Source organism: Lysobacter sp. CA199 (genome assembly GCF_052078715.1).
In the GTDB taxonomy this organism is placed as follows: Bacteria; Pseudomonadota; Gammaproteobacteria; order Xanthomonadales; family Xanthomonadaceae; genus Lysobacter.
This window is the reverse complement of sequence record NZ_JBQJIL010000005.1, coordinates 12,563-27,392: the sequence shown is the minus strand read 5'-3', so window position 1 is coordinate 27,392 and position 14,830 is coordinate 12,563. Positions and strand designations below refer to the sequence as shown.

Sequence of the window (14,830 nt, the reverse complement as noted above, 5' to 3'; positions counted from 1 at the left end):
GTCGCGACCACGACCTCACAACTGCGTCGGCGCTTCGAGGTCGCGGTCGCGACTCGCGTCGCTCCTACAGCGGGACAAGATTCGATGGGAACTAGGGCAACAGCGCGGCCAGTTCGCTTTCGCTGAACGCGATCTGCGTATTCGCGCCGGTATCGGCGACGATTTTCTTCGCGATCAGTTCGTTGGTCGGCGCCAGCACGCTGAAGTGATCCGCGCGCGGCACCACGAAGTACTTGGCCTGTTCGCTGCGATTGAGCTTGCGTAATTGCTCCAGATCCTCGGTATTGGCCTCGTGATCGCCTTCGAACACGAACACCGGGCTGCGGATCGAGGCGGTCCAGTGCGCCGGCGACCGCAGGCGGATCGCGGTTTGGTTGTCCAACGCGACCGGCAGCATGCCTTCGCCGTAGCCGGACACGTCGCCGACCGGGCCGAAGGAAAACACGCCGCGGAAACGCGGATCGGTTTGCGCGACCAAGAGCACCAGCGTACCCCCGGTGCTATGCCCACCCAGATAGATACGTTGCGGATCGACGAAATCGAGCTTGGCCAGATAATCCGCTGCGGCCAGGATGTCCTGCACTTCACCGTAGAACGCTTCGCGCACGCCGGGGTTGTCGTTGCCGCCGCATAGCGAGGGATACATCGTCACCACGCCGGCCTCGCGGAACGCCGCGGCGCTCTGGTCGTTATCGCGCGACTGAGGCGTCCAGAAGTCGCCGATGGTGTTGGAATCGCCGCCGCTGATCCAGATGATCGCCGGGTGCTTGCCCGTGTCCTTGGGCCGTGGACTCAGATAAGCCGCCAGTTGCCCGGCCTGCGCGGGATAGCGGACCAGGTCGAGCGTGCCCGGCGGTGGCTGCGGCACTGGCGTGCCGTTGCGTTCGTGACGAATCAGTTGCGCATCGACCGAGGCGCGCGCCTGGCTCAGGGTCTGGTTCTCCGAGTCGGCGCTCGCCGCCGCGCCGGGGGCGTCGTCGGAGCGCGAGCAGCCGCTGACCAGCAGCGCGAGTATCAGCAGCCATCCGTAGTTCGCTTTCATCGTGTCGCTCCTGTGAATCGGGGAATGCCCTGGTCGAAGTTGCGAGCGGATATGAAGGCCTTCGCCGCGCGTTCGCTTCGTCAATCATAGCCACAACCGGCGAATGCTCCGAATGCTTTTGTGGGAGGGGCGTCAGCCCCGACGCTTTTCGTGAAGATCGCCGGATCGGACCGGAAAGCGTCGGGGCTGAAGCCCCTCCCACAAAAGACCTCGCAATCGCGATCAAGATGCGGAGAGTTCTAAAAGCGTCGGGGCTGAAGTCCTTCCCACCAAAGGCCTCGCAATCGCGATCGAGATGCGGAGGCGCGGCAGACGGCGCAGCGTCGGTACGGGCCGAAAGCAGGCGGCAATTCAGCAGGCAAAAACGAAAACGGCGGCCGAAGCCGCCGTCGTCGTCATGCTTTGCCGATGCGGGTCATTCGACCGTGATCTCGACCCGACGCGCTTCCTTGGCGTCGCCGCCGCCGGTGGTCACCGCCGGCCGGTCGAGTTCGATCCGGTCGCTGGCGATGCCCTGCGATTCCAGCCACTTCTGCACGGCTTGTGCGCGTTGCTTGGACACCTCGGCGTTGGTCGCGGCGGTGCCGGTCTCGTCGTGGAAACCGGAAACGCGCACCTTGCGCGACGCGTCGGCCTTGAGCGCGGCGACCACCCCGGCCAGATCGCTGCCCGCGTTGGCTGGCAGCTCCGCCAAGCCGACGTCGAAGTACAGCTTGGCGCCGAGCTGCGGCGACGCGACGGCGCTGTCGCCGCCGCCCGTGCTCGCATCGCTGCCGGCCGAGGCCGAATCGCCCGAGCCCGCGTCCGAAGTCGCGGTTTCGGCCGCGGGGGCGGCGTCCGGAGCCGAGCCCGCGGAACCGTCGACCGGCGCGGTCAGCGCGGACTCCGGCGACGCGTGGCCGGAGCCGCCGGCGCTAAGACCATTGACCGGCAACAGCGGCACCAGCAGCAGGGCGACGATGTTGATGATCTTGATCAGTGGATTGATCGCCGGGCCGGCGGTGTCTTTGTACGGATCGCCGACGGTGTCGCCGGTGACCGCGGCCTTGTGCGCTTCCGAACCCTTGCCGCCGTGGTGGCCGTCCTCGATGTATTTCTTGGCGTTGTCCCAGGCGCCGCCGCCGGTGGTCATCGAGATCGCGACGAAGATGCCGGTGACGATGGTGCCGATCAACAGACCGCCCAGCGCCTTCGGCCCGAGCAGCAGGCCGATCACCACCGGTACCGCGACCGGCAGCAGCGACGGCACGATCATTTCCTTGATCGCCGACTTGGTCAGCATGTCCACGGCTTTGTCGTACTGCGGCTTGCCGGTGCCTTCCATGATCCCGGGAATTTCGCGGAACTGACGGCGCACTTCTTCGACCACCGCACCGGCCGCGCGGCCGACGGCTTCCATCGCCATCGCGCCGAACAGATACGGAATCAAGCCGCCGATCAACAGACCGATGATGACCATGTGGTCGGACAGATCGAAGTTGAACACCACGCCCGGATGCGCGGCCTGCAGGTTGTGGGTGTAGTCGGCGAACAAGACCAGCGCGGCCAGAGCGGCCGAACCGATCGCGTAACCCTTGGTCACCGCCTTGGTGGTGTTGCCGACCGCGTCCAGCGGATCGGTGATCGCGCGGATTTCCGGCGGAAGCTCGGCCATCTCGGCGATGCCACCGGCGTTGTCGGTGATCGGGCCGTAGGCATCGAGCGCCACGATCATGCCGGCCATCGACAGCATCGAGGTCGCGGCGATGGCGATGCCGTACAGGCCGGCCAGCGCATGCGAACCCCAGATCGCCACGCACACCGCGATCACCGGCAACGCGGTCGACTTCATCGACACGCCCAGGCCGGCGATGATGTTGGTGCCGTGGCCGGTGGTCGAGGCCTGGGCGACATGCTTGACCGGAGCGTACTGGGTGCCGGTGTAGTACTCGGTGATCCACACGATCGCGCCGGTCAGGATCAGGCCGATCAGCGCGCAGCCGTAGACGTTCATCGCGCCGTAGCTGGAATCGCGCATCAGCTCGCTGGTGATCGGATAGAACGCGATCGCGGCGAGCACCGCCGAGACGATCACGCCCTTGTACAGCGCGCCCATGATCGAGCCGCCTTCCTTCACCTTGACGAAGAACGCGCCGATGATCGAAGCGATGATCGACACGCCGCCGAGCACCAGCGGATACAGCACGCCGTTGCCGCCGACTTCGCTGGCCATCAGCGAGCCCAGCAGCATGGTGGCGATCACCGTCACCGCATAGGTTTCGAACAAGTCCGCGGCCATGCCCGCGCAGTCGCCGACGTTGTCGCCGACGTTATCGGCGATCACCGCCGGGTTACGCGGATCGTCCTCGGGAATGCCGGCTTCGACCTTGCCCACCAGATCGGCGCCGACGTCGGCGCCCTTGGTGAAGATGCCGCCGCCCAGGCGCGCGAAGATCGAAATCAGCGAGGAGCCGAACGCCAGGCCGACCAGCGCGTGCAGGGCCTTTTCGCCGCTGACGCCGAGCTTGGCCAGCACCAGCCAGTAACCGGCCACGCCGAGCAGGCCCAGGCCGACCACCAACATGCCGGTGATCGCGCCGCCGCGGAACGCCACGTCCATCGCCGGGCCGATGCCCTTGCGCGCGGCTTCGGCGGTGCGCACGTTGGCGCGCACCGATACGTTCATGCCGATGTAGCCGGCCGCGCCCGACAACACCGAGCCGATCAGGAAGCCGATCGCGGTATGCCAGTTGAGGAAGATGCCGATCAGTACGAATAACACCGCGCCGGCGATGGCGATGGTGGTGTATTGACGATTGAGATAGGCGCGAGCGCCTTCCTGGATCGCGCCGGCGATCTCCTGCATGCGTGCGTTGCCGGCGGGTTGAGCGCTGATCCAGCGCGCTGACACGATGCCGTAAAGGATCGCGATGACGGCGCAGCCTAGCGCCAGAATCAAACCGTACTGCTCCAGCATGAACCCCTCCCCGAGTTAGAAAGTGGACATCACAGGACAACGGATCGAGTTTGTGTGCCGCGAATTCGCTCGTTGGCCGATGTGCCGCGGAATCGCATCTCGCGCGCTGCCCGTGTTGCATTGCAGCGACGCCGTGTTGCGAACACGGCGCTGGGCCGACTATGGCATAGGCCTTGGGCCGACGAAACCACGCCACGTGCACGCGCGATCGGCACGGGCCCGGGCACAGCGGGCTTGCGACCCAAGTCACGGAACCCGTGCGGTTTGTTCCCGACTCGATCCCGCCCAGGGCTTGACCTGCGGCTCTGCGAGGCGTTGCGTCGGGCCTGAATGCGCCTGCGGCCGCTTGCGGCAGCGAGCGCGTGCGCGCGTGCCGGCGGCGGAGCGAGTGGAGCCGCCGACCGGTTCGCGCTGCCGCGGTTTGACAGTGCGTCGGCGCGCGTATCAGATCGGCGCGCGCATCGGATGCTCATGGAATCGCCACGACCATGCGATGCGCGCCGCGGATTTCCAGCCGCGGCCGAGAGCCGGGCGACGCTCGCGCGACTGCGCCGCCGCCCGTGCGCTTGAAGTGCGGGAAAGGATGTTCCTTCGAACTTCAAACGATAAGGGGAACCAGGCAATGAGAATGAGCAAGAAGCTGATCGCGAGCTGCGTGTTTGTGTTCGGGATGGGACTGGGGGTCGCCGCCTTCGCCGGCAGCGCGAACATCACCCCGGAAATGGCGCAGTGCATTTACGAGTGCAAGCAGAACGGCGGCACCCAGGCCTATTGCTGGGCCTGCTGCGTGCAGAAGCAGTGCCCGGAGCCGATCGAATAAGCATCGTGCGCACCGGCGGCCGCATCGCGGCCGCCGGTGTTCGCCGCTTTCGGAGTGAAGTCACGGTTCAGCCGTTGCGTGCGAGCCTGCGTCGGCCTTGCGAGCAGGAGCCGACGATGCGTTACCTCCCCATCCTGGTCAGTGTCAGCCTGTTGAGTGCCGGCATGTTCAGCGCCCCGGCGTCCGCGGCCGATCCGGTTCCGGAAATCAAGCGCGAGGCCGCGGTGCCCGCGCAGCCGGTCGGCGCGGTGCGCACCTTGCGTCAAATTCCCGAAGCCTGCGCGCGCCTGGAAGGCATGTTCACCGGCCAGGCCGCGCAGCCGTACAAGTTTGCGGTGGTGCGCACCAGCCCCAACTGCCAGCCGCGCGCGCGTTTCGTCGACGCGGCCAAGGTGCAACCGTCCGAAGCGGCGGGTTGGAAGTTCAACGACGTCTTGCGCGTGTCCAACGCCGCTTGCCCGCAGCAGCAGGCGGTGGTGCGGGTGTGGCGCAAGCCGGCCGCGGTCGCGCCGCCGCGCCTGGATGCACAAGGCAAATCGCGCTTGTACCTGCAGGACGAAAAGGAAAAAGCTGCGGCCAAAAAACTGGCGGCGATTCCGATGTTCGCCGCCTCGATGACGGTGGAAGGCAAGGCCTGCGGCGGCTGAGTGCGGCGCCGCTTCCGGTAATGCAAAAGGGCCGCTTTCGCGGCCCTTTTGCTTGGTGCGCATGTCGTCGGCCGACTTACTTCTGGCCGACGCAGTTCTTGAGCTCGACCACGAAGTCGTGCGGGTTGTACTCGTCGAACTCGCCGGTCAGCGTGATCCGGTCGTTGGCGCGCAAGGTCAGCGCATACGCCTTCTGGTTGGGCTGCAACAGGCAGCGCACGCGCGTTGCGAACAGCTCGCGGTCGCTACCGGCCAAGCCCGGGATCAGCGAGGTGCTGGACTGGAAGGTGACGTAGTAACCGCCGCTCTTACCGTCGCTGACGCCGGCGTTGCTGCCCTTGACGGTGTACATGCGGCCCTTGTAGCGGTCGGCGACCACCGCGGCGTTTTCCTTGGCCTGGGCTTCGATTTCGCGGGCCAGCTGCGGCGCGCCGATCACGGTCGGCAGCGGCTTGGGCGCGGCCGAGCGCGGCGGCGCGGTCTTGCCGGGCTTGAGCGAGCCGATCATCTCGCAGATGCCCTTCTTGATCTCTTCGGTATGGCCGACCGAGGCCCGGCGCAGCTTCAGCGACGCGGTCACGGTGCCGGCGGCGTCGGCGGTGATGTGCAGCGGCAACGGACGGCTCAGCGCGGTGGACGGTTCTTCCAGCACCAGGGTGCCGGCGTTCAGATCCTCATCCAGCACGACCATGTTGCGGCCGATGCCCACGTTGCGGACCTGGCCGATGGCGCTGGCGATCGACAGGCCGTTGACCTGGACCGAGGTGAAGTACTCGGTGCCGCTGATCACGTTACCTTTCTTGGTGAAGTTGGTCTCGCACTGGCCTGCGTAGGCCGAGACGGACGGAACCAGCAGCAACAACGGAATTAGAAACCTGCCTTTCATGAAGGACTCCCTGTAATGACGAAACGTTGCGTCCCTGCGCCCTGATCCCGCACGAACGCCGGCGGCGGCAGATTGCCGCAATCGGGTGGGCGATTCAACGTATTTCGGTGGTTGTCCGGCTCCGGGCAGGGCATTGGCGACGCGGCGCACAGATGCGGTGCCGTCCGGCGCGTGCCCCGGCGGGACCGCCGCGAGGGCCGGGCCGACCGTGAAGCGGGCCGGCAGCGAAGCCGGCCTTGCCTGGGGCGAACTCGTGCGGATCGGAGCGATCCGGCACCGCGCGGCCGGTCCGACGAGGGCTCAGGCCGACGCCGGGCTGCCGCCGGAGCAATCCGGATCGCGCTCGTAACGGCGCTGCATTTCCTCGGGATCGAGCACCTCGATGCTATGGCCGATGTTCCAGCGATGGCCGAACGGATCGATCACCGTGCCCGATCGTTCGCCGTAGAAGTGGTCGCGCGGAGCCATCGCCAACCTGGCGCCGGCCTGGACCGCGCGCGCCACGGTGTCGTCGGCGTCGTCCACATGCAAGTGCAGGGTGTGGCTGTGGCCGGCGCCTTCGATGGGGTGGCGGATGTCGATCTCGGGGAACTGTTCGCACAGCATCAGCGTGGTGCCGCCGAAGTCGAGCTCGACATGGCCGATGCGGCCGCCGGGTTCGACCAGCCGGAACTTCTCGGTCGCGCCGAAGACCTTGCAATAGAACTCGACCGCGGTCTGGCCGTCGGCCACGCACAGGTAGGAGAACAGTTCGTGGACGGCCATGACGGATTCCTGCGATAGGGTGGGCGCAGCCTGCGCCAGGACGGGCCGCGGGTATTGGATAAAATTTACCCTGCCCGATTTTCCCGTGTTCGCGTTCGTGGAATCGTGCTGTTGCTCGCCCGCATCCGTGGCCATCCCCTGTAGGAGCGGCGCAAGCCGCGACCGCGACACTACGCCTACGACGCGACCTGCTGTCCCGCGGTCGCGGCTTGCGCCGCTCCTACCGTCGCAGCGGCCAGGCCACCGGCAAATGATGCGCCGCCGCCTCGGCGGCCAGATACTCGCGCGGACTCACGCCGGAGAACTGGCGGAACTCGCGGATCAGATGCGATTGATCGAAATACCCCGCCTCCAGCGCCAACTGCGCCCACTGCGGCCGAGGCGTCGCCGCCAGCGCGGCGAGCAGGCGCTTGAAGCGCAACACCCTGGCATAACGTTTGGGCGCCAGGCCGGCGAAATCGCGGAATCCGGCGATGAAGTGGCGGTGGCTGCGGCCGCAGGCCCGGGCCAACGCGGCGATGCGCGGGTCTTCGTTGCGATCTTCATCGCCGACGATCGCATCCAGCCGCGCGGCCGCGTCAACCGGCGCCGGCGTGCCGCGCTGCAGGTCGTGCACGGCCTGAGCGATCTGCGGGTCCAGCCCGCGCACCGGCCGCAATTGCGCGCGCAAAAAGCGCTCGAACAGGACCCGGCGACGGCGCGGATCGGCGCAGACGGCCAAGCCCTCGTACAACGCATCGGCGCGCGCGCCGCACAGGTCGCGCAGATCGATGTGACCGCCTTCCAGCTCGGCCGCCGACACGCCGAACAGCGTCAGCGCCGCGCCCGGCCGCAGCACCGCGCCAACCGAAGCGGCCGGCGATGACGTGTCCTTGATGCAATACGACGCCCGGACCCCACCCACCACCGCTTCGGAATAGACCCGCCCGACCCGGTCGCTCGCATCGGCATACACCCGCAGCGGCGGTCCATCGAGCCGGATCGCCAGATGCATCGATCCGCTCGGCAGCGAGTGTTCTCGCGCATGCGCGGGCGCCGCGGCAGGGCAAGCGCTGACCCAGACCTGTTCGATCCAGGGCCGCAGTTCCGGCAACGATGGCGCACGCGTCGGCACGGCGAGCGCCTCAGCCCTCGAACGGCGGCAGTTTTTGCTTCAACGCGGTGTTTTTCAGCGTCACGTACTGGGGCAGACCATCGCGCCCGTACGGCGGCGGCGCTTCGCCGCGGATCAGCGGTTCCAGGTATTTGCGCGCGCTGGCGGTGATGCCATAGCCGTCCTTGCGCAGGAATCCGGCCGGCATTTTCTTTTCGTGATTGGCCACCTTGTTCAGCGGCGCGGCCTCGATCTTCCAGCGGTACGGCGCATCGGACGTGCGCACGATCACCGGCATCACCGAGTTCATGCCCTTGAGCGCGAATTCGACCGCCGCCTTGCCGACCGCGCGCGCCTGCTCGACGTCGGTCTTGGAGGCCAGATGCCGGGCCGAGCGCTGCAGGTAGTCGGGCAGGGCCCAGTGCACCTTGTAGCCCAGCGCATCCTTGACCCGACCGGCCAGGTGCGAGGCGACGCCGCCGAGTTGGGTGTGGCCGAAGGAATCCTTGCCGCCGCCGGCGTCGGCGACGAAGCGGCCGTCGGCGGTCTGGATGCCCTCGCTGGCGACCACCACGCAATAGCCCACGCGTTCCACCGTGGCTTTGACCTTGGCGAAGAAATCGGCTTCGTCGTAGGGGCGTTCGGGGAACAGGATCAAATGCGGCGCGGCATCCGGCCCGTCGCCGGCCAGGCCGGCGGCCGCGGCCAGCCAGCCGGCGTGGCGGCCCATGGCCTCGTAGACGAAGACCTTGGTCGAGGTCTCGGCCATCGCCGCCACGTCCAGCGCGGCCTCGCGCACCGACACCGCCGTGTACTTGGCCGCCGAGCCGAAACCGGGGCAGCAGTCGGTCACGGCCAGGTCGTTGTCGACCGTCTTGGGCACGCCGATGCAGGTCAGCGGATAGTCGAATTCGGCCGCCAGCTGGGACACCTTGAGCGCGGTATCGGCCGAATCGTTGCCGCCGTTGTAGAGGAACCAGCGCACGTCGTGGGCCTTGAACACGGCCAACAGGCGTTCGTAGCGGGCGCGGTCGGCGTCGAGCGATTTGAGCTTGACCCGGCACGAACCGAACGCGCCGCCCGGGGTATGGCCGAGGGCGCGGATCGCCGCCGCGGATTCCTTCGAGGTGTCGATCAGCTCCTCGCGCAGCGCGCCGAGGATGCCGTTGCGCGCCGCCAGCACCTTGACCCCGCGGGCCCGGGCGGTCTCGATCACCGCCGAAGCGGTGGCGTTGATGACGGCGGTCACACCGCCGGATTGCGCATACAACAGGTTTCCGGCGACTTTACGGGACGGGGTTCTGACGGGTTTTCCGGTCGGCATGGGAATTCCAGGATTAGCGCCGGTTTGCGGTAAGCTGACCGCAATATTTGCCCGGCGGATGGTTGGCTGCTTCGAGTGTAGCGCCGCCCCGCGTACTGGCCAGCGCCGAGCGCGGCCGGCGGGCCGGATCCGGCGCTCAGGCGGACGGATCGCAAGGTTTCACTTGTCTTAGGAGCGATGTTGATGCGATTGGTACTTCTGGGCGCGCCCGGTTCCGGCAAGGGCACGCAAGCAACGCGGCTCAAGGAGCATCTGCAGGTGCCGCACATTTCCACCGGCGATCTGCTGCGCGGCGAAGTCGCCGCCGGCACCAGGCTGGGTCTGGAAGCCAAGGCGGTGATGGACGCGGGCAACCTGGTCAGCGACGAAATCCTGCTGGGCATGCTCGAGGACCGCTTCTCGCGGCCCGATACCGCTGGCGGTTTCATTCTCGACGGTTATCCGCGCAATCTGGCCCAGGCCGATGCGATGGACGCGCTGCTGAAGAAGATCGGCCAGCCGATGGATTTCGCCGTGCAGTTGGAAGTGCCGATCGAGCTGTTGGTCGAGCGCATCGCCGGCCGCGCCGCCGAGCAGGGCCGCAAGGACGACAGTCCCGACGCCGTGCGCACCCGTCTGAAGGTTTACGACGAAGTCACCGCCCCGGTCATCGAGTATTACCGCCAGCACGGCCGTTTGACCGTGGTCGACGGCGTGGGTTCGCTGGACGAGGTATTCACGCGCATTCTTGAGGCGTTGTCGCCGGTGCCGGTCGTAGGCTGATTCTCTGCTCTTGCCCCCTCTCCCGCGTGCGGGCGAGTGGACGCGGCTTGCGAGCCTCTGGCTCGCGCGTCTGCGAACGCCCAAACGCTATGCGTTTGGGCCGGGGTAGGGCTGGGGTTGAGGGCAGCACGGTCTCGCATCGTTAAGTAGGGCATCAGAGCGGTCCGCTGGGCTATAGGCGTTTTCGCCGGCGCCCACCTTCGTGCGCCCTCACCCCATCCCTCTCCCGCAAGCGGGAGAGGGGAGTTGGCGCCAGCGGGAGCTGCTTCGTTGAGCATTCGTGATGGTTTTGGAAATTCGGATCTTGAAGCTCCATGTTTCCTGCCCTCACCCCATCCCTCTCCCGCAAGCGGGAGAGGGGGAGTTGGCGCCAGCGGGAGCCGCTTCGTTGAACATTCGCAGACTCATTCGGAACCTTTGATCTTGAAGCTCCATATCTTGGGTATTGCCGGCACTTTCATGGGCGGCGTCGCCGCGCTCGCGCGCGAACTCGGGCATGAGGTCGAAGGCAGCGACCAGGCGGTGTATCCGCCGATGTCGACCCAGCTCGAACAACTCGGCATCGCGCTGCAGCAGGGCTACCAGCCCGAACACATTTCCGCCGATTGCGATCAGATCGTGGTCGGCAACGCGCTCTCGCGCGGCAATGCCGCGGTCGAGCAGGTGCTCGACGACGGCCGCAGCTACACCTCCGGCGCGCAATGGCTGTCCGAACGGGTGCTGCCGGGCCGCGACACGCTGGCCGTCGCCGGCACCCACGGCAAGACCACCACCACCACCATCCTGACCTGGTTGCTCGAAGCCGCGGGGCGCAAACCGGGCTTCCTGATCGGCGGGGTGGCGGAGGATTTCGGCGTGTCCGCGCGCATCGGCGCCGGCCGTGAGTTCGTGGTCGAGGCCGACGAATACGACACCGCGTTCTTCGACAAACGCAGCAAGTTCGTCCACTACCGTCCGCTGGTGGCGATCCTCAACAATCTGGAATACGACCACGCCGACATCTTCCCGGACGTGGCCGCGATCCAGCGCCAGTTCCATCACCTGGTGCGCACCGTGCCGCGCCGCGGCCGGCTGATCGTCAACGGCGAAGACGAGCGCCTGAGCGAAGTGCTGGCGATGGGCTGCTGGACGCCGGTCGAACGCTTCGGTCTGCGCGGCAAGGCCGGCTACGACTGGACCGCGCGGATGATTCACGAAGACGGCAGCGCGTTCGCGGTGGTGCATCGCGGCCGCGAGATCGGCGAGGTGCGCTGGCCCTTGCTCGGTCGTCACAACGTCATGAACGCCTTGGCCGCGATCGCCGCCGCCAACGCGGTCGGCGTCGACGCCGCCGCTGTGCTGCCGGCCTTGGCCGAGTTCCGCAGCGTCAAGCGCCGCCTGGAACTGATCGGCGAAGCCGGCGGCATCACCGTTTACGACGACTTCGCCCATCACCCCACCGCGATCGCGACCACGCTCGCCGGCCTGCGCGCGCGGGTAGGCGCGGCCCGCATCGTCGTGGCGATGGAGCCGCGCAGCAACTCGATGCGCCTGGGCGCGCATTCCGATGCGTTGGCGCCCTCGTTGAACGATGCCGATGCGGTGGTGTTCCTGCATCGGCCGGAACTGGCCTGGGATGCCGGCAAGGTCGTGGCCGGACTGCGCGGGGAGGGCGTCACCGTGCCCGATGCCGATGCGCTGATCGCCGCCTTGCGCGAGAGCACGCATCCGGGCGACCACGTCGTGTTCATGTCCAACGGTGGATTCGACGGTGCGCCGCGACGGTTCTTCGCCGCCTTGCGCGAGGCCGCGACGGCCTGAGCCGGCGTGGATGGATGCACCGGCGCGCCGGTGCATCGGCCCGCGCCGCGGTTACACTGCCGCCATGTCCGCCGACATCGCCGACGCGCAAACGCTGGGGCTGTTCCCGCTGCATACCGTGCTGATGCCGGGCGGCTCGCTCGGCCTGCGCGTGTTCGAACGCCGTTACCTGGACCTGGTGCGCGAATGCGGACGCCAGGGCCGCGGCTTCGGCGTGTGCCTGATCATCGACGGCGACGAAGTCGGCAAGCCGGCCTCGGCGGCGGCGTACGGCACCGAGGCGGTGATCGAGGATTTCGGCACCGGCGACGACGGCCTGCTGACGCTGCGTGTGCGCGGCGTCCGTCGCTTTCATGCCCAGCGCGTGCGGGTACGCGACAACGGCCTGCAGGTCGCGCAAGTGCAGTGGTGCCAGGACGACGGCCAGGATGTCGTGCGTCCCGAGCATTCGTTGCTGGTGACCCTGCTGGAGCGTGTGTTGGAACAAGCCGGCGGCGAACACACGCTCGCGCCGCACTCGTTGATGGACGATGCGGCGTGGGTGGGTTGGCGTCTGGCCGAACTGCTGCCGCTGTCGCTGCAGCAGCGGCAGATGCTGCTGCAGATGGACGACCCGCACCAGCGGCTGGATCAGTTGCTCGCGTTGCTGCCCTGAGCCTGCTCGGGCGCCGGCGAGGGAGCCGGGCCGCCCGGCAGTTGGTACTGCGAACGCAGCCGCAGCACGTCCACGCCGTTCTTGGGATGCGCCTGCTGGATCATCACGAAGCCGGTCAGCGCGCGGCGCACTTGCGCATGCGCCTGGCCGTCGTCGGATTGCGGCAGCCACAGCGCGGCCGCGCCGAAGGGTTGATTGAGGCGCAGGGTCTGGGTGGTGCCGATCCACAGCGGCGTGCCGTCGGACAACACCGACGGCGCCGGCCACAGGCGCAGCGCGTATTGCGTATCGGGTGTCGGGCCGTTACGCAGCATCAGCAACGATTCGACTTGCGCATCCAAGGTCGCCGGCAGCACCACCTGATCGCGCGGCGGGGTGTCGTCGTCGAGCAGGGCGATGGTCGCCAACCAGCCGGCTTGTTCCTGCACGCGCCAGCCGGCGGCTTCCAGGCTCGCGCGCAGCGGCGGCAACGGACCGGCGACCTGGATGTCCAGCGGCCAGCGCCGGCGCGCATCGCGTTCGTTGCGTTGCGCGGGCAAGTGGGCCCAATCCGACTTCCACCACCGTGAGGCATCGAGCACGCTGGTCGGCGTGGCCGAGGCGAATTTCGCCAACAAGGCATCGGCCGAACGCGGCGCATGCCACAGCGCGGCAGCGATGAACACGGTGTAGAACAGCCAGGCCAGCGGCCGCATCCAGAACGAGCGCGCGACGTGGCGGCGATAAGCGATGCCGAGCACCAGCAGCCAGACGATCCCGAACAAGGTGCCGCCGACCAGATCGCTGGGCCAGTGCGCGCCCAGGTACAGCCGCGCGAAGCCGACCAAGGTGGTGACCACGCCGGCGAGCAGATACGGCCACACCCGCTGCCGTCCCGGCAGCTCGCGCGCGATCAGCACGGCGAAGAAACCGAACACGATCGTGGTCATGGTGACCGCGACCGAGGGGAAACCGAAGCCGGCCGGCGCGGTCGGCGGGCGCGGCATGTCGATCGCCGCCTCCAGCACCGAGGTCAGCACCAGGCCGAACACGATCGCGCCGACCCAATGTGCCGCCGCCATCCAGCGCCGGCGCCAGACCAGATACGCCAGCACCGCGATCGCCCCGGGCGCCAGCACCTGCCAATCGCCCAGACACGCCAACGCCGCCATCAGCCGATCGGCCAGCGGGTTGCGCAAGGTCCACATGAACTCGTGGACGGTGTGATCGATCTGCAGCGGCCCGCCGCTGGCGAGCAGGGTGGCCAGCAGGGTGAACCAGACCCAGCTGATCGCCAGCAGACACGCTGCCAGCATCACCAGCGAAGCCGATTCGGGCCGGTTGGGATCGATCAGCGCCGCGGCGTAGCGGCCCAGGCGCGGATGCGCGCGGGTCCAGCGCAGCGCGCGCGCGAGCAGGTTGTCGGCATGATTGGCGAACCAGCGCCAGGTGTAGAGCACGATCGCCCACACCAATGCCACTGCGACCAGCAAGCCGCCCAGCACCAACGCAAGCCGGTCGGCGACCGCCGCGACCGCGTCGTAGGACGCGCCCAGCAGCCAGCCCGGGGCCAGGAACAGCGCCGACCAGCCCAGGCAGGCGATCAGGCTGGGAATGGCGTAACGGCGCATCGGCATCATCAGCATGCCGGCGATCGCCGGCACGAACGGACGGACCGCGCCGACGAAGCGGGCGATGAAGATGCTCTTGCTGCCGTGGCGGTGGAACAGGCTCTCGCCGCGATCGATCCATTGCGGATAGCGCGAGAACGGCCAGCGCTGACGCAACTGCGGACCCCAGCGATGGCCGATGTAATAGCTCAGACCGTCGCCGGCGAAGGCGCCCAGGGTCGAGCAGATCAGGGCATACGGCCCGTTGATATGGCCCAGGCCGACCAGCGTGCCGACCGCGAACAACAGCGGCAGCGCCGGAACCACGATGCCGAGGATGATCAGGGCGTCGCAGAACGCGATCAGGAAGATCACGATCCCGGCCGTGATCGGATTGGCCGCGATCCATGCGGTCGCGCTTTCTAGCCAGGCTGAGTCCATCGGTCGATTATAGGCGGGGCATTCTGTGGCGAGGATGACTGGTTGGGGGC

General features: G+C 67.6%; 12 protein-coding genes and 1 pseudogene. 5 read left to right on the top strand and 8 right to left on the bottom strand.

Going from position 1 to position 14,830, the window contains the following annotated elements; translation table 11 throughout:
- Positions 1-91 precede the first annotated feature (91 nt).
- The 3 genes and pseudogenes from ACTOWJ_RS09650 to ACTOWJ_RS09640 all read right to left on the bottom strand — a co-directional run.
- Complete coding sequence (locus ACTOWJ_RS09650; protein ID WP_441334394.1) at positions 92-1,042, bottom strand: alpha/beta hydrolase family protein; 951 nt, start codon at positions 1,040-1,042, stop codon at positions 92-94.
- A gap of 415 nt (positions 1,043-1,457) precedes the next feature.
- Complete coding sequence (locus ACTOWJ_RS09645; RefSeq protein ID WP_441334734.1) at positions 1,458-1,985, bottom strand: OmpA family protein; 528 nt, start codon at positions 1,983-1,985, stop codon at positions 1,458-1,460.
- Positions 1,974-3,998, bottom strand: a pseudogene (locus ACTOWJ_RS09640) (sodium-translocating pyrophosphatase); the annotation flags it as partial. The gene ACTOWJ_RS09645 and the pseudogene ACTOWJ_RS09640, both read right to left, overlap by 12 nt.
- A 628-nt stretch (positions 3,999-4,626) precedes the next feature.
- Between ACTOWJ_RS09640 and ACTOWJ_RS09635 the strand changes: the two are divergent.
- Both ACTOWJ_RS09635 and ACTOWJ_RS09630 read left to right on the top strand, forming a co-directional pair.
- Complete coding sequence (locus tag ACTOWJ_RS09635; protein WP_441334393.1) at positions 4,627-4,818, top strand: hypothetical protein; 192 nt, start codon at positions 4,627-4,629, stop codon at positions 4,816-4,818.
- A 164-nt stretch (positions 4,819-4,982) separates the two neighbouring features.
- Positions 4,983-5,465 carry a hypothetical protein gene (locus ACTOWJ_RS09630; protein ID WP_441334733.1) on the top strand — a complete coding sequence of 161 codons (483 nt, stop codon included), beginning with the start codon at positions 4,983-4,985 and terminating at the stop codon, positions 5,463-5,465.
- A gap of 76 nt (positions 5,466-5,541) precedes the next feature.
- Here ACTOWJ_RS09630 and ACTOWJ_RS09625 read toward each other — a convergent pair whose 3' ends face one another.
- The 4 genes from ACTOWJ_RS09625 to ACTOWJ_RS09610 all read right to left on the bottom strand — a co-directional run bounded on the left by ACTOWJ_RS09625 (position 5,542) and on the right by ACTOWJ_RS09610 (position 9,533).
- Positions 5,542-6,351, bottom strand: coding sequence for a hypothetical protein (locus tag ACTOWJ_RS09625; protein WP_441334392.1), 810 nt, complete (start codon positions 6,349-6,351; stop codon positions 5,542-5,544).
- Between the two features lie 300 nt (positions 6,352-6,651).
- The gene (locus ACTOWJ_RS09620; RefSeq protein ID WP_441334391.1) at positions 6,652-7,116 is read right to left on the bottom strand and encodes a VOC family protein; all 465 of its coding nucleotides are present in this window, start codon (positions 7,114-7,116) and stop codon (positions 6,652-6,654) included.
- Between the two features lie 220 nt (positions 7,117-7,336).
- On the bottom strand, positions 7,337-8,230 hold the full coding sequence (locus tag ACTOWJ_RS09615; protein WP_441334390.1) for a helix-turn-helix domain-containing protein: 894 nt from the start codon (positions 8,228-8,230) through the stop codon (positions 7,337-7,339).
- 10 nt (positions 8,231-8,240) lie between these two features.
- Positions 8,241-9,533: a 6-phosphofructokinase gene (locus ACTOWJ_RS09610; protein ID WP_441334389.1), complete on the bottom strand. Its 1,293-nt coding sequence runs from the start codon at positions 9,531-9,533 to the stop codon at positions 8,241-8,243.
- A 183-nt stretch (positions 9,534-9,716) separates the two neighbouring features.
- Between ACTOWJ_RS09610 and ACTOWJ_RS09605 the strand changes: the two genes are divergently transcribed.
- The 3 genes from ACTOWJ_RS09605 (at position 9,717) to ACTOWJ_RS09595 (ending at position 12,750) form a co-directional block, all read left to right on the top strand.
- Entirely contained in the window at positions 9,717-10,295 is a 579-nt protein-coding gene (locus tag ACTOWJ_RS09605; RefSeq protein ID WP_441334388.1) for an adenylate kinase, read from the top strand.
- Between the two features lie 420 nt (positions 10,296-10,715).
- Positions 10,716-12,095, top strand: coding sequence for a UDP-N-acetylmuramate:L-alanyl-gamma-D-glutamyl-meso-diaminopimelate ligase (gene mpl, locus ACTOWJ_RS09600; protein WP_441334732.1), 1,380 nt, complete (start codon positions 10,716-10,718; stop codon positions 12,093-12,095).
- A gap of 64 nt (positions 12,096-12,159) precedes the next feature.
- Entirely contained in the window at positions 12,160-12,750 is a 591-nt protein-coding gene (locus ACTOWJ_RS09595) for an LON peptidase substrate-binding domain-containing protein (protein ID WP_441334387.1), read from the top strand.
- Here the strand turns inward: ACTOWJ_RS09595 and ACTOWJ_RS09590 are convergent.
- Complete coding sequence (locus ACTOWJ_RS09590) at positions 12,726-14,780, bottom strand: VTT domain-containing protein (protein ID WP_441334386.1); 2,055 nt, start codon at positions 14,778-14,780, stop codon at positions 12,726-12,728. The two genes, ACTOWJ_RS09595 and ACTOWJ_RS09590, sit on opposite strands and share 25 nt — an antisense overlap.
- Between the last annotated feature and the right edge of the window lie 50 nt (positions 14,781-14,830).